This is a genomic window from Neobacillus niacini, assembly GCF_036961885.1.
Taxonomy (GTDB): Bacteria; Bacillota; Bacilli; order Bacillales; family Cytobacillaceae; genus Neobacillus; species Neobacillus niacini_H.
This window is the reverse complement of sequence record NZ_JBALNQ010000056.1, coordinates 20,469-43,565: the sequence shown is the minus strand read 5'-3', so window position 1 is coordinate 43,565 and position 23,097 is coordinate 20,469. Positions and strand designations below refer to the sequence as shown.

Sequence of the window (23,097 nt, the reverse complement as noted above, 5' to 3'; positions counted from 1 at the left end):
TCTAAAAAAATTTCGTTTACCAACAGTAACATAACTAGTTTATAATATAAGGATGTCCTAAATGGGAATAAGAAGTATATTCATGACTTTAAGGAATTTAAGTAGGTGAGTACAATCGACATCATTGAAACAAGGGTGAGAGGTTTTATTGAAGATATTCAACACCCAAATCAGAAAAAGAAAATAAATATAAACGATTTAGAATTTCAGCTGCGAAAGCTATTAGAAGATTATTTTGAGATGGACGGTTATTCATTATTTTATCAGGCAATCGTAACACTGGAGGCAGAAGGTCGGCTTACCCCGATTCAGAATAATCAGTACAACGGCAGAACACCAGCGCTCGCCTTGTATTACTGGGTAAATATAAAAGTTCAGGCAGCCAAATGGGATCGACTCGAGATGATGAAATTAAGTGATCAATTCGACTTTTCCTACTATGAACGGCACCCCGAATGGCAAACGATTGATGAATGGAACCGTATCCGGAAAATATATGATTTTCTAAAGACAAGTCATGAACGGGAAATTGTGTCATTAGAAGAAAGAAGCATGGAGCTTTTTGGCCATGAAAAGTTTTTGCTGGATAGTGATAGTTTTCCAGATGGTAAAGGTTTTTTTATGAGACTTGGGATATCAGAAGACCAGCTTAAAATGGTGGCCTATGGTGAGCCATTTGTATTTTGGATGAAACAAGGGAAACAAATGAAAGATATTCAGAGAATACTAATCGTCGAAAATCTATCTTTTTTTCATACTTCTATAAAGTTATTGGAAGGGAACAAATTGGATTATGAGCCTGAACTGATCATTTATGGGGAAGGCACTAAAATCGAACAGAGCTTTTCCTTTTTCTATCGGATGTTTCCGAAAAAAAACTACCTTTTCTATTATGCAGGAGATCTTGATGCCGCCGGATATGGGATTATCATTCGTCTTATAGAAAAATATCCGGATTGCTGTATTCAGCCTGCCTTGCTCATATATCGCAAAATGCTCGAATGTCTAGAACAAAGGAACGATCAAAAACAAGGCCAAACAATAAATCTCAAATACCGCGATACCTTCATGCAATGGTTTACCGAAGAAGAGCAAAACGTATTAATGAAATTATGGCTAGAAAATAAGCGAATCCCACAAGAAGTGTTAACAATTGAAACATGGAGGAGATGGACGTGAACGAATCATGGGAGGGTTTCGCTCAGCGAATGCAACGATTAAATCCCCTGTTTGAGCTAGGGAGGGGAATGGAGGTAGGAGAGCTGAAGCCTCATATTCAAACGATCCTCATGCACGTGCTGCTCACGATTTTTTATCGAGAATTAAATGATGATGATAGTCGGCGTAAATCAGATATCAAACATATGGTAGAAGATACCATAAAACAAATGAAGCTTTTAGCGGACGATAAGCAAGTTGAACGGATTACAAGCGGTCTCTTGTATCAAGGAAAAGAGGAATATAGTAAACCTTTTGAAGCGTTATATTACGATGAGATTAGACAATCATGGGAAACACAGGTGTTCCGATACGTCACAATGGATGAATTATATACGAACCTAGAAATTGGTGGATCCATTGTATATAAACTCACGGATGTCTCTCAGGAAATGATTTTTATGAGTAGGGAGATGGCTGAGGAATTCTCGATCACGATAGAACAACTCTATAGTATGCAGTTGATTAAAAACGGTAATTTTAGCAAAGCTACTCGAAACCTCGATCACCTCATTTCACGCGTAAACCGCTTAATGGCAACAGAATTCGCCTTTCAAAAGGAAATGATCAACAATCCCAAAATCTTATTGATTGAAGAAGAACGGCAAAGGGTTGACAATCGTGTTGAAATTGAAATGCAATTCGAAGAAGAAAAAAATCATTTCCGTACGATTACTAGCATGATAGAAAAAACGAAACGAAGAAATGAAGAAGATGATTATATTCAGAAGGAGTTGATTCTTCTCCACGAAAAAATTGGTCATACAAGACAATTGCATGACCGTTTTGCCAAGCTAGTTATTCAAAATATCTCTTATGAAATAAAATTAAAAGCAGAAAACCCTTCATTGTTTTGGGAAACAAGCTTAGTTTCATTTCGCGAACATATTTATGAAAATGGGTTCATGAAGGACGGGGTCAAAAGTTTTGATACGATAGAAAAAGTCCTTTCTTCTTTATTTTCACCAAAAAATGAATTTATTTTGCCGCTAGATTGGATATGGGGAGAACAAGAATTTGATGAAAAACAAGTAACAGAAGTTGTAATCGAAGAGGAGCCAGAAGAAAGTAGTACCCTTTTGCGAGTAACGAATTGGGGCTCTGTTGTTAAAGCATGGAGTTATGTTTTTCAACATTTACAAACGCACAGAGAGTTTTCATTCACTGATTTAAAGACTATGCCATTAGAAGTGCAGGATTTATGGTTTGAAGAATCTGAATCGATTGATTTATGGATGATGTTTGACAAAAAACCGCTGAAGGTTCAAGTACTGCACCGGAAGGTAGAAACCTTAAGTGATGAGAGGGAAATTCTTCTATATAAACTAATGGAGGAGTACCCGCAATTTCAAACTTTTGAAGGCTTGAAAATCTTTACCATGTTTGATCATCGAGCTGAGCCTCATCATTGGTATCAAATGAAAATGACCCCGTTTAAGATATGTATACAGGAGGATAAATGATGAATGCAGAAGCAATAAAAAAAGCATCAGCTGTCTATTTTACTCTATTAAAAGATAAAGTAATCGACGAAAGCAGCGAACACTTCCAGACATATTTTGATCCAGAAGTGAGACAGACCGTTCTTTTATTAGCAGACGAATCTGGTACATATATCATTGAATCGCCTAAACGAATCCATATAGTTGTCCATCCGACCGGTTCTGTCTTTGCAACGAATTTTACACATATGAAAGAGAAGCATAAGCAAATCGAAACAAAGAAACACTTTCATCTTATTAGTATTGTCATCATGTCTTTTTTAGCGAGCATCGACCGCAACCAGGCTGCAAAAATCCGTACGAAGCGAGAAGGGATTAGTTACTATTCATTAGAACGCCAAGTCAATGATCTAGTGATGAATTGGGATAGCATTCTTAAAGCGAAACCAACCTTCGGTGAAGAAGAACGAATCGATATGAAGGACGTTGTAACAACGTGGAAGTACATGGAAGTGGACAGTGATGATTATGGGGCTAAAAAAGCCAATAGACGAACGAGGATTGGTTTAATCGCTGGTGCAATGCGCCTATTAGAGACGGAGGGGTTGATCGTCGTCCTGGATCGGGACGATATTCCCAAGGCGATTCCAAAACAAGAACTTTTTGAGCGAATTGAATACCTGTATCATGATTATGATCGATATGAATTATTTAAAAAATTAATGACTACAGAGGAGGGTGAGCATGCCGAAAATCCATCGAATTAGAATTGTTGGCCTGAAGTATGATGGCATGCAAAAGCAATATAAAGATACCACTTTTAACTTCCATAATGAGGAAACATCAACAAATGGTCTGATTGCGATGATGAATGGCGGCGGTAAGGGTGTATTCCTGCAAACCATCTTCCAAATACTTAAACCGGGTACCTCATGGGGAAAACAAAACAATCGGTATTATCAGCAGTTCTTTTTTAATAATAAAGAGCAATTTATTCCCTATACCTTCCATGTGCTCATTCAATGGGAATTGGACGGTTCTGACCACCGGCACCTAGTAACGGGAGGAATGTTCTCTGCAGAACAGCGGATTTCGCTTAGTGAAGAGAGCGGAAATGAAAGCAAAACTTTAGAGCAGGAGGCAAAGATCCTCCCCAATATTACCTTTTATACAAGAGAATTTGAACGAAAAGAAGAGGCATCACTTGAGCATATTCCACTTTTTGAAGATGATGAGGTTGCAGATACTGAAAGCTTGAAGGATTATTTAAAATGGAATGGATACGACGTTTACCGCGATACGAAGAAGCACTATCGTATTCTAGATACATACGGAATTAACCGTAAAGACTGGGATATTATGAAAGAGATTAACAAAGATGAAGGCGGCGTTGGAAAATACTTTGAGGGAGCAGAAGATGATCATTCCTTGTTCCAAAAACGAATTATTCCTACTGTTAGTCAAGTCTTGCATCGGACAGAACTTCAAAAGAACGATCTTGTCGAGATTTTCAAAAGTCAGGCAAGTATTGCCAAGGACCTGCCTGTTCTTTTAAAAAGAGAGCAAGCGCATAAGGAATTTTTAGAAGACATTGTCCCTTTTGAAGAAAATCTAGCAAAAGGTATTGAGCATAAAGAAATTGTACTTAGTAGTATAAAGGAAGGAAGACAACTACTTGGTGCGATAGAGCATTTAAAGAAATCTGAAGAGGAAAGTTTGCTTACGTTAGAGAAAGACATCGAAAAATTAATGATTAGGCAAGCAGAGCTACGCTTTCAAAAAGACAATTTAGAGTATGCAAAAGCTCATAGCGAGGTACGAGATTGGGAGAAGAAATTAGTAGAAGAAAGGAAAGAGCATTCTTCCTTACAAGAGATTGTTAAGGAAAAACAGGAACGAAAAGAACAGCTAGCCTTCCAGGTTTTATTGAAAGAGTGGAGTGAAAACGAACAAACGATTCGCTCTCTTTCACAGCAAATCGCGACATTAGAACAAAATAGCGGTTTAGAGCAAGTGAATCAACGCATGGATGAAATCAAAATAGAGGCTAGAAAGCAATGGGAAGATTCTTCTTTATCGATTCAAGAAGCAGGTAAGCAGTATTTCGGTTATCAAAGGTTTTTAAAGAAAAAAGGAAATGATTTATCACAGCAGGATAAACAAAAGACAAGAGAGATTGTGCAGCTTGGTTCTGAAATTGACTTGCTTTATAAGCATATTCATACATTTGAGTCGAAGGAAGAGGGTCTCATCAAAGAGTTTGGCGACCGCTTAACCTATGACTTAAAGGGCTATGTTGAGTTTCTTTCTAAACAAGTTGCAGATAAAAAGGCTATGGTAGAAGAGCTGCATGCAAGTGTTATCAAATCAAGTGAAGTGCAAAATAAATTAGCCACTTCACAAGGGACACTCGTCCAATCGATTCAGTTTTCAGAAGAGAAATCGGAACAGTTAAGGGCAGCCAATGAAGAGCAAATGCAAATAGAAGCAAAACTAATTGATCGGCTTCACGGGTTATTAGATAATGTCACTGCCCCATTATCCCACGCGCAACTTTCGAAATATGCGATACAAATAGATGAAATTCTAGGTAATAATCGCGAACAAGGTGAACAAATAAAAAAGGACCTATGGGAAATACAATTGGATCATTCCTTAAATGACGAACACTTCTGGATTCCGAATAAAGATGTGAAAGAATTAAAGGAATGGATTGATGAAAAGACGGGCATTGATGTGTTTTATGGATCGCAGTTTCTCCAATCTTTAAGTAAAGAGGAACTCGCAAACTATTCTTTAACATATCCACTCCTGCCATATGGATTAGTCGTAAACGGGCAGCAATGGCAAAAAATTAATCAGCAGGTTCTTTCTGGAAGAATGTTTAAAAGTCCGGTCCCAATTTTCTTGCGGGAAGAAATGAACAGTGATAATCACCAGCCAAGCTTTGTGATTATTAACGGCACAGAAAAAGAACTAGTAACGAATAAAAATCAATTTACCGACTGGAAAATAAAGATTGCTAAACAAATAGAAGAAAAGAAAGAAACTTTAATTGAGATTGAAAAAACAGAAACTTCCTTACGTCGAATCTTAAAAGAAATTGATCGATTTGGATCACGTGAGCTTGCGGTTGATATTGAGAGAGCTTTCAATCAGGAACAGAACTCCCTTTTTTCCAAGAAGGCTCAATTTCAGGAAATCACAACCCAACAGCAAAAGGAAAAAGAAATACAGCAAGAGTTAAAAGAAAAGTTGGATACTACAAATGTAAAGATTGAAAAGCTTACTAGAGACATAGAAGCAATAGAGGAATATGAACGTGAAAAGCTTATTTATCAAGAAAATAAACGTGTGAAAGTAGAGAAAGAGAAACAAAAGGAAGCCTTAGGTATAGTTCAGCAAGAAATAGTGATAGAGCACCAAAATATAGCTGAGCTGCAAAATAAGTGGTATCAAACGTATTTAGAATGGAAGGTTATAACTGAACAAACGATTAAGGAGATCGCCCTCTTTATTGAAACTGCGGCTTATCCTGCGGATGAAAAAACAGAAGCTTGTGAAGAAGTCCCTCGTTTATCACCACATTTGCTAGAGGAGATAAATGGCAGCATAGAAGAGCTGAAACAGCTCCAAAAAACGAAAGAAGAACAGGCTAGAGAATTACTCGTTATTCAAGCCAAAAAAGAAACAGAACAAAAGCAGCAAAAGAAATTAGAGAAAAAACTTGATACTCATAACAAGGAGTGGAGGGAAGTTCCGGAACCCAATGAACCTCTCAGTATTTTAGAAAATATGCTGCAAACTGCCCAGAAGGAAGCGAAGGCTGCAGATAAAGAAGAACGGGAACAAGGAACAGCTGTCACCGTCGCGGAAACTTCCCTAAAGCATGCAAACGAACAGCGTGATAAGTCTGCTAAGAAAATAACAAAGCATGAAAAACAGCCTGAAGAATGGGAAGACTTTGACTTAGAAGTAAAGGCAGTAGAAATAAAAGATCAAACGAAACAATCGAAAGAGGAAGAAAAGCAGGCGGAACATCGTAAAAAAGAAACAGAAACCAACATTGCCGGTTATGAAGGGGATTTGTTAACATTATCCGTTATCCTTAAGGAGGAAGCATCAGCATTTACAGATCATGATATAGAAAAAATTAAAAGACAAGGAAAAGCATGTATCTTATCCTGGTGTGAAAAACATCAAAACATTCAAGAAGATGGCAAAGAGAAGCATGCAAAAATCGAACAATCGTTGCGTAATTTAAAACTGACGATTGAAGGCAAAGATTGGGAGATACGTTTTAAAAATGAAGTCTTAACGACATTAGATCATATGGATACGAGACATTATTCGCATGTCCAAAGTGTAGTTAAAAATATGAAACGATTCTCGCAAAGTGGATTGGAGCAGTTGGAACGTGACAAAGAAAGAGCAGAGAATGCTCAAAACTTCTGGGCAAGCCGTGCCAGCATGAAGGTCATGAGTATTTCAGAGGCCATTCGTTCCATGATTGCAAAAATGAAGCTGAAAAATGAACGAGGTTCCTTCCCACTCGTGCAGCTTAAGGAGGACATCTTACCTAAAAAGCCTGAGGATGTCGAGCCGCTTCTGAAACAGCATTTTGTAGCTGCTATAAACAAAATTACCAAACAATTTGATACAATTGATCATACGAATTTAGCAGTAGACCAAGAAATAAAACAACTCATTAGTGATGAGCAGATTTTATTTGTATCGCTGCGAAATCGATATCCTGAACTTTTGGTTTACAACATGCGAACGGATAATGCCTTTATGTACGGGAAACCGCAAAAAGACCATTATTCAACCTGGCAAACGATTAATCAAGGTTCAAGGACGAAATCTGATGGCAGCGGCGGACAAAAGCTATCAGCCCGAATGGTGATGATGATGATGTTACTATCGGTTAAAAGCGAAACCGATCAAAGCTGGGTTCCGTTAGTCTGTGATAATCCGTTCGGACAAGCTGCTTCAGCACATGTTCTGGATCCGATTTTCGCAGTCGCCGAAAAACTGAAGTTCCAATTCATCGTAGTGACTCCGCCTGAGTTGGTGAAGACGGAAATCAGCCAGAGATTTGAAGCCTATTATAAATTAGATTTTATTCGAGAAAAAGGAAGAGAAATTGTTTCCGACACGATTGTTCCGGCATTTCGGATATACCAGGGTGCTGAAGTGAGTCAATGATGTAAAAATGAAATCGAAGATTAATGTAAAAATCCCACTTTCTGTATGGAAGGTGGGATTTATTATTAAAATAAGAAGAACAAAGTCCTAATGTACGATTAGGCATTTGGACTAACATTTATTCATATACATAGGAGGGAGTGGATATTAAAGGAGGGACAACATGGCAACTGATTCAATAGTTTCAAGGTCATTAGATGAAATTAAATTTTGGTCTAGGATCATGAAAGAACATGCTTTATTTTTAAGCTTAGGTTTCACCTATGAGCAAAAGCAATTGATTGAAGAAGCACAGCAATTTATGGCTTTATTCGAGAGGATTGAGGAGAAGCTTTCTAGATTTTCGGTGAATTCGGATCCACGACAAGTTCAAGCTTTTAATACCGAGGTTTATCAAGCAGCAGCATCCATCTATGGATATAAAAGGAAGATATTGGATTTAACACTTCGTTGTCAAATCAGGCACAATAATTTCCCCTTACTAGTTGACCATATTAGCAGGGAAGCAGCCTATTTTGCAAATCGTTTAAAAGAACTAAATGAAGGAAAGCTCGCCCCAACCCCAGATACGGTTATAGAAGAAAACGTGTTCTTCTTAAAAATTATGGCTGATCATGCAAAGTTTATAGGACACCTTTTAGATCCATCGGAAAGAAAATTGGTTGACCAGGCCAGAGAGTTTAGTCATGATTTTGACCAGCTCCTTTTTCAAGCAGTTGATTTGGATTATATGCGACCACAATCGGAAACGAAACCGCTCCTAAGTCAATTTTTAAACCAGAATAAAGTATCAGTGGCTTCTTTAAGAGACTTCAAGAAAACAGCAAGAGATTTAATTGAGGCTTGTCGAATAAAAAGCAATATTCACCCACTTCTGGCAGACCATACATTCAGAGAAGCAGAACGATTCTTGGAAATTATTGATATGTTTGAAGCCAATTTGAGTAGAACATAGTGAACTAGGTAGTGGAATGGGGTTAATGGCTGCATCTCCTTGAGTTAGGAGACTACTAATGGAAATGAAAAAAAGACTTAACTCTTGGGTTAAGTCTTTTAAAGAACTTATTTTTGTGTATTTCTTTTAATAGTGGCGCTCCTTTCCTTTTAAAAACATATTTATTCAATCGAGTAGGATTATCCATTTAATCCTCTTTTCGATAAGGCTCTATATGAAATTGTCTATAACTTAATAAATATTGTCCATCACCATCCCCTCGTATTAAAATAGTTGGTTAGAATCACCTGGACCGATAAAGTCTAACGCGGCAGGAGAAAATACCGTAAATTTTCTTTTAACATCCTCCGCAAGTATTCGGATTGGCTCTAAAACTCTATCATCCTGAAAGGCACTGCCTCCCATGTTTCGCTTCTGCTTGGACCTCTTTCCAAAGTTTTCTTTAACTTTCATACTTATCCTGTTAATTACTACAACCTCTTTTTCTTTTTCTTCAAACGGCAATGATACCTTCTCTGTAGGTAGCACTTCTTCTTCAATTGAAGCGATCATTCCAAATTCACATTTATTTACCTCCAAGACGAAGTGATATCCTGCTTTGGATTTCTTTTGTACAATAGCTACTTCTTCCGAAATAAACGTGACAACATCTTCGATTTCTTTAATAAGTGAGTCAGGTGATGAGTCCTTTTTCTTGATGACTCGGAAAAATGCTTTTGCCCCAATTGCTTCATCTGTAAAATCAAAAGGTTTTATACTCTGTGTGGGTACAAAAAATAAATCTTTAACCTTTTCTTTGCTGTTTAATTGGATACATAGGGCAACTTCTTCATCCACATGCTTAGGAACATTCATTTTCATTCCTGGAAATTGAATGAAGATGTAGCTGAAGTTTTTCTTAGGTTGTACATCTAGAAGCCTCATAAACTCACAACCTTTCCGATATAATACAAGATTATTTTCCTTGTAGGACTAGTAATTCAATATTTTCCCTTCCTTTCCTTTATAAGTATGAAGACTTTTCATCGTCACTTTCTTATGAAATGCGAGAGTTCATGCCTTTTATTGAGCAATTATGAGTAAATCTACTATCGAAAAACAAAGATTGGAAGGTTTTTGTCGGAGTCTTCTCAAGTTAAGATCTACTACATAGTCAAACTGGTAACTTCTGTGAGAATCATTTTTTGCATAAGTTCTATATAAATGTTTAACTTTTATTATAAAGACGAGTGAAAATTGTAAGGACTTGGAGGAGGAAATGAAATGGAAAAATATATAATGTCTTTAGATCAGGGAACGACTAGTTCTAGAGCCATTTTATTTAATAAGAAAGGAGAAATTGTCCATTCTGCTCATAAAGAATTTACGCAATATTTTCCTAAACCAGGCTGGGTAGAACATAATGCCAATGAGATATGGGGTTCTGTATTGGCTGTTATTGCAGGTGTTTTAACAGAATCAGGTATTAAACCCCAACAGATTTCTGGAATTGGAATTACGAATCAGCGAGAAACGACAGTGGTATGGGACCGAGAAACAGGGGAGCCAGTCTATCATGCAGTTGTGTGGCAGTCCAGACAAACTAGCGGAATTTGTGAGGAGTTAATGGAAAAAGGGTATAGTAATCTTTTTAAAGAAAAAACGGGATTATTAATCGATGCCTACTTCTCAGGGACCAAAGTAAAATGGATACTAGACAATGTTGAGGGGGCAAGGGAGAAAGCCGAACAAGGAAATTTATTATTTGGAACCATTGACACATGGCTAATTTGGAAGCTGTCTGGTGGTAAAGCCCACGTCACTGACTATAGTAATGCATCCCGTACATTAATGTTCAATATATATGACTTAAAATGGGATGAGGAATTGTTAACTATTTTGGAAGTCCCAAAATCGATGCTTCCAGAAGTGAAATCTTCATCTGAAATTTATGCAAAAACAGTAGGTTATCACTTTTTTGGACAGGAAATTCCGATTGCAGGTGCTGCTGGTGACCAGCAAGCTGCTTTATTCGGCCAGGCTTGTTTCGAAAAAGGAATGGCCAAAAACACTTATGGAACTGGCTGTTTTATGCTAATGAATACGGGCGAAAATGCTGTCCGTTCTGAGCATGGGCTCCTCACTACTATTGCCTGGGGGGTAAATGGTAAGGTTGAGTATGCTCTTGAAGGCAGTATTTTCGTGGCAGGTTCAGCGGTACAGTGGCTTCGTGATGGACTGAGGATGTTAAAAAGTACAAAAGACAGTGAAAATTACGCTAGTAAAGTAGAATCCACAGAAGGAGTTTATGTTGTTCCTGCATTTGTTGGTCTGGGAACTCCTTACTGGGATAGTGATGTACGGGGAGCTGTTTTTGGACTTACCAGAGGAACAAATAAGGAACATTTTGTAAGGGCAACATTAGAATCACTTGCCTATCAGACGAAGGATGTTTTATCTGCCATGGAGGCAGAATCCAAAATTCATTTAAAGACCCTGCGTGTGGATGGCGGTGCTGTCATAAATAATTTTTTAATGCAGTTCCAGAGTGACCTCTTAAACGTTCCTGTTGAAAGATCGATTGTAAACGAAACGACAGCACTTGGAGCAGCATATCTTGCCGGTCTCTCGACTGGATTTTGGAACAGCAAAGAGGAGATTTCAAATCAGTGGGCCATTGACAGATGCTTCAAGCCACAGATGGCAGTTGAAAACCGAGAACTACTCTACAATGGGTGGATAAAGGCAGTAAAAGCAGCAATGGCATTTAAATAAACCGTGTCCATAATGAATTTATGAGAGGTAAAAAAATGAACAGATCATTTTCATCTCTAAATAGAGAAGACTTCCTTAAAACCATGTCGAAAGTACACTATGACCTACTTATTATTGGTGGCGGGATTACTGGTGCGGGGATCGCTTTGGACGCAGTCCTTCGTGGGATGAAAGTTGCTTTAGTAGAAATGCAAGACTTCGCGGCAGGTACATCTAGTCGTTCAACAAAGCTCGTACATGGCGGACTGCGTTACTTAAAGCAATTTCAAGTTGGAATGGTTGCAGAAGTAGGAAAAGAGCGGGCAGTTGTCTATGAAAATGGTCCCCACGTCACCACTCCTGAATGGATGCTTCTTCCGATGTATAAAGGAGGAACATTCGGTCCCTTAAGTACATCTATCGGGTTACGAGTATATGATTTTTTAGCAGGAGTGAAAAAGGCTGAGCGCCGGAGTATGCTCTCTCGTACCGAAACCATTTCAAAAGAACCGCTTGTAAAAAAGGATGGTCTAAAGGGTGGAGGGTACTATGTTGAATACCGCACCGATGATGCTCGATTGACAATTGAAGTCATTAAGGCAGCCTTTGAAAATGGCGCAGATTTGTTGAACTATGTAAAGGCAGAGGAATTTATCTACCAAAATAAACAGATAACCGGTGTTAGGGTCAACGATATGCTTTCAAACCAGAGGTTAAACATATACGCAAAAAAAGTGGTGAATGCGGGTGGTCCTTGGGTTGATGACATACGTAAGAGAGATTACTCCAGGAATAACAAACAGTTACGGTTAACAAAAGGTGTTCACCTAGTCATCGACCAGTCTGTTTTTCCCCTGAGCCAAGCTGTATATTTCGACACTCCAGATGGACGGATGGTATTTGCGATACCCCGTGACGGGAAAACCTATGTGGGAACAACCGACACATTTTATGATGGTGAAATTATCCATCCGAAAATGCTTGCAAAAGATCGTGAATATATAGTAAATGCAATCCAATTTATGTTTCCAGATGCAAAAGTTACACAAGATGACATAGAATCCAGCTGGGCCGGTGTGCGTCCATTAATTTATGAAGAAGGTAAGGACGCTTCAGAAATATCCCGAAAAGATGAAATTTGGGAAGCTGAAAGCGGCTTGATAACGATTGCGGGTGGAAAACTAACCGGATATCGCAAGATGGCAGAGTCGGTCGTGGATTTGATTGTTAAAAGGCTTGGGGAGACAGGGGGAGATTTTAAAGGTTCGCAAACAAAGTCATATCCAATATCAGGCGGGAACGTTGGAGGTTCTAACGGGTTTAAAGAGTATACTTCAATTAAAGAACTGGAAGCTGTAGAATATGGGTTCACAATCGAGCAAGGACGCCGGTTTGTTCAGATGTATGGTTCCAATGTGAATGAAATTTTCCATTACGCTAGAAGATTTGATGAAATAGAAGAGCTCCAGTTAACAAAACCTGTGTATGCGCAACTAATGTACTCCCTTGAGCATGAAATGGTTACAGCTCCTGCAGACTTCTTTATTCGCCGTACAGGTGCTTTATTTTTCAACATCAACTGGGTCCGGACCTGGAAGGATGACGTAATTGCTTTAATGGCGGACCATTTAGGCTGGAGTATGGAACAAACAGCACATTATAAAGAGGAATTGGAAAAAGAGCTAAGAGATGCAGTTACGCCTGTAGATTTATAGTAAGGACATTTCATAAGAAATGTCCTTTAATACACCGATGAAATTCAAAACTATACGTTACTGAAGATTTTCTTAGTAAAGCACTCGCCATAAATAAAACGTGGCATATGCTTGCCAGTTCTCCCACCTTACAGATAGGTTTATGAGCTCTTCCTTCGCAGGCTTTTTCGCTGCTCCGGTTAGATGTTTGATGGCGTTATGCAGTCCGACATCATCAATAGGATAGGCTGAAATGTACCGTAAGCAGCGCATTAGTACATAATTCGCAGTCCATGGACCAATTCCGCGAATCTTTACTAAACTTTTTTCAGCTTCTTTATGGCTGTCCAGTCTCACTAATTTTTCCTTTGTTAATTCCCCACTAGCCATCAATTTGGCTACGCCGATTATATACTCACTTTTCTTTAAGGTCATTTTAATATCTGCTAGGTCTTCAGGTGTTAGTTGGGCAATTTGGTCAAAGGTAGGGAAGATCCAAAATTCCTTGCCATTCCACTCGATTGATTCACCAAACTTTTCAACAAATTGCCTTTTTAATGTGTAGGCAAATGCTAAATTGATCTGCTGCCCTAAAATCCCCCAGCAGAGGGCCTCAAATAAATCAGGAACGCCAATTACACGTAATCCGTAAAATTCCTGAACGGGCCCATTTAGAAGTGGGTCTGCGCTTGCCATTTCATAAAACGGTGTTAAATCACGATCCAGATCGAACCATTCACGAATGTAAAGGACAACAGCTGCACGTTCCAACTGATTTTGAGGTCTAGAGCCATTTAAAAACTGCACAATCATTTGATTAAATTCATTGACCCGTATTTGTACTAAGGTTCGGATAGCGCCAACCACAATCACTATGGTAATGATTTCATTTTCAACTTCAAACATACATTCATTTTTATTTCGCGCTAAATAGCCGAGATTTGACTTTATATTAAAATCTTCTGGCAAGTTAATGACGATTTCCCCATTTACATCTTGCCAACTTTCCATTTTGTTTTGTCTAGGAACCACAATCAATCCTCCACAACTTTTACTTTTATTTCACAAATATTAATTTCATTATCTTACTTTTTTATCAAAGAAAACATAAGATTTGAAGTTATAATAATAGTAAAGGGTATTACACCCGCTCATTTCCGTCAATCACATAAAATGGAGGATACAAAATGAAATCTCAAAATAATAAAACAACTATTTATTGGTCGCTGTTGAGTTATAAAGATTGGAATCTATATATTGCTGCAACTGATAAGGGTCTTTGCTATGTAGGGTCGCAAAATAAATCATTTAAAGAATTGTCTGATTGGGCAGAAAAAAAATTCCCTGGCAGCCCACTTGAAGAAGACGCCGAGAAACTAGTACATTATGCAGCCGAAATAATGGAATACTTTGAGGGAAAACGAAAGAATTTCACTGTTCCATTTGATTATCATGGGACAGAGTTCCAGGTTGAGGTATGGAATGCGCTTTGTGAGATTCCGTTTGGTGAGACAAAATCCTACTCTGACATTGCAAATTATATCAACAAACCTGCTGCAGTTCGAGCGGTAGGGGCAGCAATTGGTGCTAATCCAGTGTTAATTACTGTACCGTGCCACCGTGTTGTTGGGAAAAATGGATCATTGACCGGCTACCGTGGCGGATTAGAGATGAAGATACAACTCCTTGATTTAGAGTCCAAAATTTAGTAATCGTTACCTGCGAGAAATAACGGACAATTATACATTTACAAAAAGCCTTGGAAATTAATATATATTATCTGAGTAACTAGTTTCCATTTATTTAAATGGAAACTTTTTTATTTCATGTTAAAATGTGAAAATTTAGTGAAATTGTCACCTTTTGTTGGATTTGAAATGTAAATGTAATAATTTTAATACAAAAATGACAAAATACGGTGTTATACTTCAAAATGTACATATCTGATGAAAATGCTTTCAAACATTAATTCAATTGATAAAATAGTAGACCGAGAACGATAAAGAAAGCGGGAACAAATAGATGAAAAAGAAGCTTGTAGTAATCAACATTACAATGATGCTTGGACTGGGAAGTGTTTTTGCGCTTCCAACTGCTAAGGCTGAATCAATTTCTAACATTCAATCTCAGCGTTCTAGTATTCAAGCCAATCTTAAGCAGGCAAATCAAGAACTTCTTTTGGTTCAGGATGAACTTTCAACGTTAAATGAACAATTAAAACGTGCTGAACAAGCAATGATTGATAATCAAAATATGATAGTTAAAACGGAGAACGATATCGCTGAAGCAAATCTTGAAACTCAAAAACTGGAAAAAGAGGTTGCTAGTTTACAAGAATCAATTGCAAAGCGTAACGAGATTTTAAAAGAACGAGTTCGTTCTTACCAAGTAACGGGCGGAGAAGTTCGTTATCTGGATGTCGTACTCGGATCAAAAAGTTTTAGTGATTTTGTCGACCGAGTTGGGGCTGTCGTTACCTTTATGAATGCGGATAAGGATCTTCTAGAAAAGTTTGATGCTGATAAGAAAGATGTGGAAGAGAAGCAGGTTTCTATACAAACAAAACTAGTAGAATTAACAAATATGAAATTGGAACTAGATGGAATGCGTGCTCATATTATCGAGCAACAGCAACAAAACGAGTTACTAAAAGAAGAGCTAAAGCAGAAAGAAGAAGTTAGCCTTGCTTCCAAAACAGATCTGCAACAACAAGACCAAAAACTTGCAACACAAGAAGCACAATTGGCTGCAAAACCTGCCCCACGAGTAACGACAAATACTGGTATGAATTTATCAAGTCACATTCCTGTTTCATTAGCCCAAGGAACAAGCGGTTTAATTAACATAGTCACTACGGTTGGGGATAGATATATCGGAAATTCTGTCTATGTATTTAGTGGTGGAAGAACGGATTATGATGTAGCGAATGGAAGGTTTGATTGCTCTGGATTTGTTCATTGGGCTTTTGCCCAAGCAGGAATTAGTGTTGGAGCAAGTACTGATTCATTGAAAAATGCTGGTCGAAAGGTTTCAACAAGTGAAATGCGCCCTGGTGACTTAGTATTCTTTAATACTTATAAAACAGATGGTCATGTTGGAGTTTATTTAGGCGGTGGAAGGTTCATCGGATCTCAAAATTCAACAGGTGTTGCTGTAGCAAATATGTCTAGCGGTTATTGGGCAGACCATTTTTCTGGCAAGGTGGTCCGAATTATTGAATAACATTGAACACTTAATTTAATTTAATTATCAACCAATACTCCTATATGCATAACGCGTATAGGAGTATTTTTTTTCATAGAAATCATAGAATTGGGGGCTAGCGCACCTTATTCTATTTAACTAGACATTTGATGTGGTGAAGATAACAACTTCGCTGAAACAAGTCTTTTATAAACGGTTATCCCAATCCATGATGCTAAAAATGCTTTGATTAAACCAACAATAATAAATGGTAAAAATCCTGATCCAAATGCAGTCGTCCAATTCAGACCAGCGGCAAATTTGAGCCAAACGGTCCCAATGGATAAGGTTACAAGCATACCGATTGTATTGGCAATCATACCGTTTATGACAGTAAAGCTTGTTTTTTCTAAATAAAGACCTGTTAAAAAGGCAGCAGGAATAAATCCAATGATAAAGCCGCCAGTAGGACCAAAAATGACCCCGATTCCACCAGACATGGCACTAAAAACGGGAATGCCAATAGCGCCAATTAAGGCATATAAAATAACAGAAAGAGTGCCATATCTAGAGCCTAAAATAGTCGCTGCTAAACCAACTGCAAGTGTTTGTCCTGTGATTGGAACAAGTGGTAATGGGATTGTAACCTGAGCTAAAATGCCGATGATTGCAGCAAATAAGGCACTCAGGATCCACATTTTTAATTGATTGTGTGATTGAAGCAAAATGATTCCCCCTTAATACGTTTGGTTAACTAAGTTTATATAATGGTTAACAATTAAAGTATAAAAGGTTCATTAAAGTTTTGTCAATCAGAATTTTCAGATAAGAATTATATTATATCTTTCTTGTTCCTTCCACTTGACAAAATAGGTTAATAAGGAATAAATTGTCTAATAGTATTAGATAATTTCAGAAAGAGGTTAGTGATGGATTATAAAGTGTTGGCGCATGAACTTGTTAGTAATATGACGAAATCACCTAAAATGCCGTTTCAGAAAAAAGTTAATGACCTATCTCAGGGTGAGCGAAGAATATTAGGATACTTAACTTTTTTTAAAAATGGAGGTGCGTCATCTGGTGAACTTAGTGAAAAATTGTTCCTCACCACGCCTCGAGTTGCATCTGCCCTAAAAAGTTTATCCAAAAAAGGATTTATTGAACGAAATCGGGATGAGAATGACAAACGCATTGTCATCGTGACGATAACGGATGCTGGTAAAAACTTTGTGATGGAAGAACATGAAGAAGCGATATCCATGCTTGAAAAAACACTGCAAAAACTAGGCGAAAAAGATGCAAAGGAATTTGTTCGAATTATAAATAGGATTATTGAAAATACAACGGAAGATGAATGAGATATTTTTGCAGGCTTAAATGAGAGGCTGCTTTATTTTGAAAAAGTATCTAACACTATTAGATTGTTATTAGTGGAACATAGGAGGTATATACATGCTGAGAATTTTTAAATATCTGCAGAAAAAAGATTACCTGTTAATTATGTTCAGTTTGGTATTCATTGTGACACAGGTGTATCTTGACTTAAAGCTCCCTGATTACATGCGTGAAATTACCATTCTTGTTCAGACAGAAGGAAGTAAGATGAGCGATGTGCTCATTCAAGGCGGTTATATGATTTTGTGCGCGGTTGGCAGTATGATCGCTTCAATCATTGTTGGCTTTTTTGCAGCCAAAGTTGCAGCGGGCTATTCTGTTCGTCTGCGGGGAATGGTGTTTGAGAAAACAATGTCTTTTTCCATTGAAGAAATCAATGGTTTTTCAACAGCTAGCCTGATAACACGATCCACAAATGATATTACTCAAATACAAATGCTTATCGCAATGGTACTTCAAGCTATGGTGAAGGCGCCGATTTTAGCCGTTTGGGCAATTTTAAAAATTATGGGAAAGAGCTGGCAATGGACGGCAGCTACCGGATTTGCGGTTTTATTCCTGCTAATCATGCTGTCTATTCTTATTTTAGTTGCTCTTCCAAAATTCAGAATCATCCAGAGTTTAACAGATAACTTGAATCGGGTAACAAGAGAAAACCTGACAGGTATTCGTGTTGTTCATGCCTACAACGCAGGAAGATACCAGGAAGAGAAATTTGAAGAAGCGAACAGCGCCCTTACAAAAACAAATCTTTTTACCAGCCGAATGATGGCGATTATGATGCCGACGATGGGAATCATAATGTCAGGTATGGGTCTAGCAATCTATTGGATTGGTGCTTTTATAATTAATGGTGCTGCACTGCAGGATAAATTATCCTTGTTCTCTGACATGGTGGTATTCTCGTCTTATGCCATGCAAGTGATTATGGCCTTTATGATGCTTTCATTCGTGTTTATCATGCTACCTCGTGCCTCCGTTTCTGCTAAACGAATTACAGAGGTACTTGATACTGAAGCAAAAATCATTGATGGCAACGAGACAAAAGGGGAAAATGGCCTTTCTGGAGAAGTTGAATTCCGAAATGTAAGTTTTAAATATCCTGATGCTGCCGAGTATATCCTTCATAATGTTAGTTTTTCTGCAAGTAAAGGTGAAACAGTGGCGTTTATTGGCTCAACTGGCAGTGGTAAAAGTACACTTCTCAATCTTATTCCTCGCTATTATGATGCAACAAAAGGGGAAGTTTTGGTTGATGGTGTCAATGTGAAAAATTATACCCAGCAGTCGTTACGCAATAAACTTGGTTATGTATCCCAAAAAGCAGTTTTGTTTAGTGGTACCGTTACTTCGAATGTCGCTTATGGGGACAATGGAAAGATGTCATCAGGTGAATCGGCGGTCAAGAAGGCAGTTGAGATTTCACAAGGCAAAGAATTTGTTGAAAAAATGGAAGATCAATATCATGCAGTGATTGCACAAGGAGGTACCAATATCTCTGGAGGACAGAAACAAAGACTATCCATCGCACGTGCAGTATATAAACAACCGGAAATCTATATTTTCGATGACTCTTTTTCAGCACTAGATTACAAGACGGATCGAGTATTGCGCACGGAACTTAAAAAAGAAACAAAAGATGCAACTACACTAATTGTGGCACAGCGGATCGGTACCATTAAGGATGCAGATCGAATCGTTGTGTTGGAAGCTGGCGAAGTTGTGGGTATTGGTACACATCATGAGCTAATGAGAAATTGTGAGGTTTACCAGGAAATTGCCTATTCTCAGTTATCAAAGGAGGAGCTTGAAATTGGCTAAAAAAATTAGTCTCCATAATAGAAATACACCTCCGGAAGGAATGGGAGGCCGCGGCGCGAAAGCCAAAGATTTTAAGAAAACGTTCAAACAGCTTATCTCCTATTGTAAATTATATTTACCGATTATTATTATTGCTTTGGTCCTTGCGATGGCAGGTGCAATTTTCAATATTATTGGTCCAGAAATGCTTAAAGACATAACAGATTTGATAACCGAGGGATTGATGACAGGCATCGATCTTGATGCGGTGGTCAGCGTGGCAAGTATTCTTGCTTTCCTATATGGCTTAGGATTTTTGTTTAACTATATTCAAGGCTTCATTATGGCCACAGTCACACAGCGAGTTTCAAAAAAATTACGAACGGATATTTCAACGAAAATTAATCGTCTCCCTTTAAAGTACTTTGACTCTACTAGTACAGGGGATATACTAAGTCGTGTTACGAATGATGTTGATATGATCGGTCAAACGATGAACCAGAGCATAAGTACACTTGTTTCAGCGATCACCATGTTCGTTGGCTCACTCATCATGATGTTTTACACAAACTGGATTATGGCCATTTCAGCAATCGTTTCTACCATATTAGGGTTTGCTTTAATGACCTTTATCATTTCAAAATCTCAAAAATATTTCGCCGAACAGCAAAAAGAGCTCGGCTTACTGAACGGGCACATTGAAGAAACATATTCAGGTCATAATGTTGTCAAGGTGTATAACGCAGAAACAGAAGCAAGAGACACCTTTCATGAGATTAACACCAGACTATATAATAGTGCATGGAAATCACAATTCATGTCAGGGCTGATGATGCCCTTAATGATGTTTATTGGGAATTTTGGCTATGTGGTGGTGAGTATTGTTGGAGCTGCGCTTGCCGTGAATGGTATGATTTCATTTGGTGTTATTGTTGCCTTTATGATTTATATTCGATTATTTACTCAGCCACTCACTCAGATGGCCCAGGCAGCTACAAATCTCCAGGCAACCGCTGCTGCAAGTGAACGAGTTTTTGAATTTCTTGCTGAAGAAGAGCTCGCCAATGAAAGTGAAAAAAGAAAAAAGCTTGAAACAGCAACAGGTGATGTTGAATTCAAGAATGTCCGCTTCGGATATAGCGAAGAAAAGATGGTTATTAAAAACTTTTCGGCTGTTGCAAAATCAGGACAGAAAGTCGCGATTGTCGGTCCTACTGGTGCCGGTAAGACAACTTTAGTTAATCTGCTGATGCGTTTTTATGAAATTAATGGCGGAGAGATTTTGATTGACGGAGTTCCGATCCATGAACTCACTCGGGGAAATATTCACGATTTATTTAGCATGGTTCTTCAAGACACTTGGCTGTTTGAAGGAACGATTCTAGAAAATATCGTCTATTCTAGAAAGGGAGTTACCGATGAAGAAGTAAAGGCTGCCTGTAGAGCTGTTGGTCTCCATCACTTTATTAAAACTCTTCCGAAAGGTTATGACACGATCTTGGATGATAAAGCCAATCTATCTTCTGGTCAAAAACAGCTTATAACGATTGCTCGGGCGATGGTTGATAATAAACCATTACTGATTTTGGATGAGGCAACAAGTTCGGTTGATACCCGTACGGAAGTTTTGATTCAACAGGCAATGGACAATTTGACAGTTGGCAAAACTTCATTTGTCATTGCGCACAGACTTTCAACGATCAAAAATGCCGACTTAATCCTTGTTATGAAGGATGGAGACATTATTGAAAGTGGAAATCACGAGGAATTACTATCGAAAAATGGATTCTATGCTGAGCTTTATAATAGTCAGTTTGAACATGTTTCGTAATATAAAATGAATAGTAATAGAATATAATCCTGAGAAAAATTTATCCTCAGGATTATTTATTTTTGTTCATTTTTATTTTCCAACCAGACGTAAATAACTTGAAACTTAATTCTTCTTTAATCTGATCTCTTTTAACTTCTGATACTGTTCATCGGGCCACCATGCTCCGCAATCATCCGATACCACACATGCAGCACATTTCTCTAGGTCATAAACGATCATCCCGGTAATGGGTGGAGAATAAAGATGGAGAGTAACCATATCTGTATTGTTGGAAGCTTGCATTTTATGGATCGCCTTTTTGGGGGCGAAAAAATAATTTCCTTGATGATGATACTGATGAAACAATTCTGTGGGTAACCCATTCCCTCTTACCTCAAAGACCGAGTTAAGGGAAGTACCGTAGACAACTTGTATCCAGCCATGCGAATGGCCATGATCGTGCGGAGCACATTCTAACTGCGACCAATTCATCACAAGCAGTTCAACTTCTTCATTTTTATAAAGAAGCTTTCGATTGTACGGTTTTCCTTCTGATGGTTCTGGCAAGTCATAAAGATCATCTAGGTTTATATTCAGCTGTAATAGGGCGTTTTTTAGCTCTGCTTTAGAAGGGCTTTTTAATGGGTCCAAGACCTTCTTAATCCTTCCTAATAATGTCATAAAGCTGTCCTCCTATGGTCGTTTTTTCTTGAGGGAACTGAACAACATAGGCACAAGCTGACCGTTAACAATAATCACTCCAATAATAATTATGATTCCTCCCACAACACTTATGAGAAAAACTTTTTCATTTAAAAGCAAAACTGCGGCAATTAAGGTTGCGATTGGCTCCAAATATAGAAACATCGACACTTTTGAGGCTTCTAAAATTTCAAGTGCTTTCGCCCAATACCAATAGGCGATACCTGATACAAAGACACCAAGGAATAACAAATGAGCCCACTCTAAATGGTTCAACAGAGAAAGGGTCTCCCAGCCTCTGTTTCGGATAATTAAAGGTGTAGTAAGTATCAAGCCTAGTAAACACATATAAAATGTCACGACAATCGGGGGATAGGGAATTTTTAAGCTTTTTAATAGGACCGAATAAACAGCCCAATTTAATGTGCTCAAAATCATAAGAAGGAAACCTATGTTCATAGAGAGTTGGAAGGATTGTCCACTTCTTGTCGTTGTGACTAGTATCACCCCTGTAATAGCCAGCACCATTCCAATAGACTTCATAATACTCATTTTTTCATGCAAAAAAAGAATTGAAAGAATAACTGTAAAGATAGGGGAAAATGAAATGAGCCATCCCGCTGAAGAAGCATCGATCGTCAATAATGCAGTTGCCTGGAGCAACTGATGAACGAATACCCCTAGAATGCCAAGAATCATTAAATGTGGGATATATTTTATGGAGACAAGTAGACTATAACGCTGCATAAGTAATAACAAGAACAAAAATAAGGCTCCAATTCCAAAGCGAATAACGAGTAACGAATAGGGATCAAGTATTCCTAGTACGGCCTTTGTTGAAACAAAAGAAACTCCCCAAAAACTTATCGACATCATCGCATACATCGATGCAGTAAACTTCAACCTATTAGAAGTCATCAATAGCAACCCCTTCAGAACAAAAAGATCGTTAAT

The 23,097-nt window shown here is 38.1% G+C and carries 17 protein-coding genes; 12 read left to right on the top strand and 5 right to left on the bottom strand.

What is annotated here, in order from left to right; translation table 11 throughout:
* Nucleotides 1-105: 105 nt before the first annotated feature.
* From V7124_RS21010 to V7124_RS20990, 5 genes are all read left to right on the top strand, one after another.
* Entirely contained in the window at nucleotides 106-1,179 is a 1,074-nt protein-coding gene (locus V7124_RS21010; RefSeq protein ID WP_335493103.1) for a Wadjet anti-phage system protein JetD domain-containing protein, read from the top strand.
* Nucleotides 1,170-2,681, top strand: coding sequence for a hypothetical protein (locus V7124_RS21005; RefSeq protein ID WP_335493142.1), 1,512 nt, complete (start codon nucleotides 1,170-1,172; stop codon nucleotides 2,679-2,681). Before V7124_RS21010 ends, V7124_RS21005 begins: the two co-directional genes overlap by 10 nt.
* On the top strand, nucleotides 2,681-3,427 hold the full coding sequence (locus V7124_RS21000; RefSeq protein ID WP_335493101.1) for a DUF6063 family protein: 747 nt from the start codon (nucleotides 2,681-2,683) through the stop codon (nucleotides 3,425-3,427). Before V7124_RS21005 ends, V7124_RS21000 begins: the two co-directional genes overlap by 1 nt.
* Nucleotides 3,405-7,868, top strand: coding sequence for a hypothetical protein (locus V7124_RS20995; protein WP_335493099.1), 4,464 nt, complete (start codon nucleotides 3,405-3,407; stop codon nucleotides 7,866-7,868). Before V7124_RS21000 ends, V7124_RS20995 begins: the two co-directional genes overlap by 23 nt.
* A 163-nt stretch (nucleotides 7,869-8,031) precedes the next feature.
* A complete protein-coding gene (locus V7124_RS20990) occupies nucleotides 8,032-8,823 on the top strand; it encodes a DUF2935 domain-containing protein (protein WP_335409271.1) in 792 nt (263 codons plus the stop codon).
* Nucleotides 8,824-9,087: 264 nt separating this feature from the next.
* On the opposite strand, the gene V7124_RS20985 is transcribed toward V7124_RS20990, so the two are convergent.
* On the bottom strand, nucleotides 9,088-9,747 hold the full coding sequence (locus V7124_RS20985; protein WP_335493097.1) for a hypothetical protein: 660 nt from the start codon (nucleotides 9,745-9,747) through the stop codon (nucleotides 9,088-9,090).
* A 339-nt stretch (nucleotides 9,748-10,086) separates the two neighbouring features.
* Here V7124_RS20985 and glpK point away from each other — a divergent pair, with 339 nt between their 5' ends.
* Entirely contained in the window at nucleotides 10,087-11,577 is a 1,491-nt protein-coding gene (gene glpK, locus V7124_RS20980) for a glycerol kinase GlpK (RefSeq protein ID WP_335493094.1), read from the top strand.
* A gap of 35 nt (nucleotides 11,578-11,612) precedes the next feature.
* A complete protein-coding gene (locus V7124_RS20975) occupies nucleotides 11,613-13,271 on the top strand; it encodes a glycerol-3-phosphate dehydrogenase/oxidase (protein WP_335409275.1) in 1,659 nt (552 codons plus the stop codon).
* Between the two features lie 72 nt (nucleotides 13,272-13,343).
* On the opposite strand, the gene V7124_RS20970 is transcribed toward V7124_RS20975, so the two are convergent.
* On the bottom strand, nucleotides 13,344-14,261 hold the full coding sequence (locus tag V7124_RS20970; protein WP_335493140.1) for a DNA-3-methyladenine glycosylase family protein: 918 nt from the start codon (nucleotides 14,259-14,261) through the stop codon (nucleotides 13,344-13,346).
* Nucleotides 14,262-14,437: 176 nt separating this feature from the next.
* Between V7124_RS20970 and V7124_RS20965 the strand changes: the two genes are divergently transcribed.
* Complete coding sequence (locus V7124_RS20965) at nucleotides 14,438-14,959, top strand: methylated-DNA--[protein]-cysteine S-methyltransferase (protein ID WP_335493090.1); 522 nt, start codon at nucleotides 14,438-14,440, stop codon at nucleotides 14,957-14,959.
* 313 nt (nucleotides 14,960-15,272) lie between these two features.
* On the top strand, nucleotides 15,273-16,472 hold the full coding sequence (locus tag V7124_RS20960; RefSeq protein ID WP_335493088.1) for a coiled-coil domain-containing protein: 1,200 nt from the start codon (nucleotides 15,273-15,275) through the stop codon (nucleotides 16,470-16,472).
* 116 nt (nucleotides 16,473-16,588) lie between these two features.
* Here V7124_RS20960 and V7124_RS20955 read toward each other — a convergent pair whose 3' ends face one another.
* Entirely contained in the window at nucleotides 16,589-17,131 is a 543-nt protein-coding gene (locus tag V7124_RS20955; protein WP_420490578.1) for a biotin transporter BioY, read from the bottom strand.
* A 231-nt stretch (nucleotides 17,132-17,362) separates the two neighbouring features.
* Here V7124_RS20955 and V7124_RS20950 point away from each other — a divergent pair, with 231 nt between their 5' ends.
* The 3 genes from V7124_RS20950 to V7124_RS20940 all read left to right on the top strand — a co-directional run bounded on the left by V7124_RS20950 (nucleotide 17,363) and on the right by V7124_RS20940 (nucleotide 21,459).
* Complete coding sequence (locus tag V7124_RS20950; RefSeq protein WP_335493083.1) at nucleotides 17,363-17,791, top strand: MarR family winged helix-turn-helix transcriptional regulator; 429 nt, start codon at nucleotides 17,363-17,365, stop codon at nucleotides 17,789-17,791.
* Nucleotides 17,792-17,885: 94 nt separating this feature from the next.
* Nucleotides 17,886-19,649 (top strand): ABC transporter ATP-binding protein, encoded by a 1,764-nt coding sequence (locus V7124_RS20945; RefSeq protein WP_335493081.1) that lies wholly within the window; start codon nucleotides 17,886-17,888, stop codon nucleotides 19,647-19,649.
* Nucleotides 19,650-19,689: 40 nt separating this feature from the next.
* Nucleotides 19,690-21,459 (top strand): ABC transporter ATP-binding protein, encoded by a 1,770-nt coding sequence (locus V7124_RS20940; protein ID WP_335493137.1) that lies wholly within the window; start codon nucleotides 19,690-19,692, stop codon nucleotides 21,457-21,459.
* A gap of 105 nt (nucleotides 21,460-21,564) precedes the next feature.
* On the opposite strand, the gene V7124_RS20935 is transcribed toward V7124_RS20940, so the two are convergent.
* Nucleotides 21,565-22,122, bottom strand: a complete 558-nt coding sequence (locus V7124_RS20935) for a cysteine dioxygenase (RefSeq protein WP_335493078.1) — start codon at nucleotides 22,120-22,122, stop codon at nucleotides 21,565-21,567.
* Nucleotides 22,123-22,134: 12 nt separating this feature from the next.
* Nucleotides 22,135-23,061: a DMT family transporter gene (locus V7124_RS20930; RefSeq protein WP_335493076.1), complete on the bottom strand. Its 927-nt coding sequence runs from the start codon at nucleotides 23,059-23,061 to the stop codon at nucleotides 22,135-22,137.
* Between the last annotated feature and the right edge of the window lie 36 nt (nucleotides 23,062-23,097).

What these genes read in the sequence shown, in the direction of transcription:
- V7124_RS21005 (WP_335493142.1), top strand. Translation starts at nt 1,170, where the DNA reads ATGGACGTGAACGAATCATGGGAGGGTTTCGCTCAGCGAATGCAACGA.
- V7124_RS21000 (WP_335493101.1), top strand. Translation starts at nt 2,681, where the DNA reads ATGAATGCAGAAGCAATAAAAAAAGCATCAGCTGTCTATTTTACTCTA.
- V7124_RS20995 (WP_335493099.1), top strand. Translation starts at nt 3,405, where the DNA reads ATGCCGAAAATCCATCGAATTAGAATTGTTGGCCTGAAGTATGATGGC.
- V7124_RS20990 (WP_335409271.1), top strand. Translation starts at nt 8,032, where the DNA reads ATGGCAACTGATTCAATAGTTTCAAGGTCATTAGATGAAATTAAATTT.
- V7124_RS20985 (WP_335493097.1), bottom strand. Translation starts at nt 9,747, where the DNA reads ATGAGGCTTCTAGATGTACAACCTAAGAAAAACTTCAGCTACATCTTC.
- glpK (WP_335493094.1), top strand. Translation starts at nt 10,087, where the DNA reads ATGGAAAAATATATAATGTCTTTAGATCAGGGAACGACTAGTTCTAGA.
- V7124_RS20975 (WP_335409275.1), top strand. Translation starts at nt 11,613, where the DNA reads ATGAACAGATCATTTTCATCTCTAAATAGAGAAGACTTCCTTAAAACC.
- V7124_RS20970 (WP_335493140.1), bottom strand. Translation starts at nt 14,261, where the DNA reads ATGGAAAGTTGGCAAGATGTAAATGGGGAAATCGTCATTAACTTGCCA.
- V7124_RS20965 (WP_335493090.1), top strand. Translation starts at nt 14,438, where the DNA reads ATGAAATCTCAAAATAATAAAACAACTATTTATTGGTCGCTGTTGAGT.
- V7124_RS20960 (WP_335493088.1), top strand. Translation starts at nt 15,273, where the DNA reads ATGAAAAAGAAGCTTGTAGTAATCAACATTACAATGATGCTTGGACTG.
- V7124_RS20955 (WP_420490578.1), bottom strand. Translation starts at nt 17,131, where the DNA reads ATGTGGATCCTGAGTGCCTTATTTGCTGCAATCATCGGCATTTTAGCT.
- V7124_RS20950 (WP_335493083.1), top strand. Translation starts at nt 17,363, where the DNA reads ATGGATTATAAAGTGTTGGCGCATGAACTTGTTAGTAATATGACGAAA.
- V7124_RS20945 (WP_335493081.1), top strand. Translation starts at nt 17,886, where the DNA reads ATGCTGAGAATTTTTAAATATCTGCAGAAAAAAGATTACCTGTTAATT.
- V7124_RS20940 (WP_335493137.1), top strand. Translation starts at nt 19,690, where the DNA reads ATGGGAGGCCGCGGCGCGAAAGCCAAAGATTTTAAGAAAACGTTCAAA.
- V7124_RS20935 (WP_335493078.1), bottom strand. Translation starts at nt 22,122, where the DNA reads ATGACATTATTAGGAAGGATTAAGAAGGTCTTGGACCCATTAAAAAGC.
- V7124_RS20930 (WP_335493076.1), bottom strand. Translation starts at nt 23,061, where the DNA reads ATGACTTCTAATAGGTTGAAGTTTACTGCATCGATGTATGCGATGATG.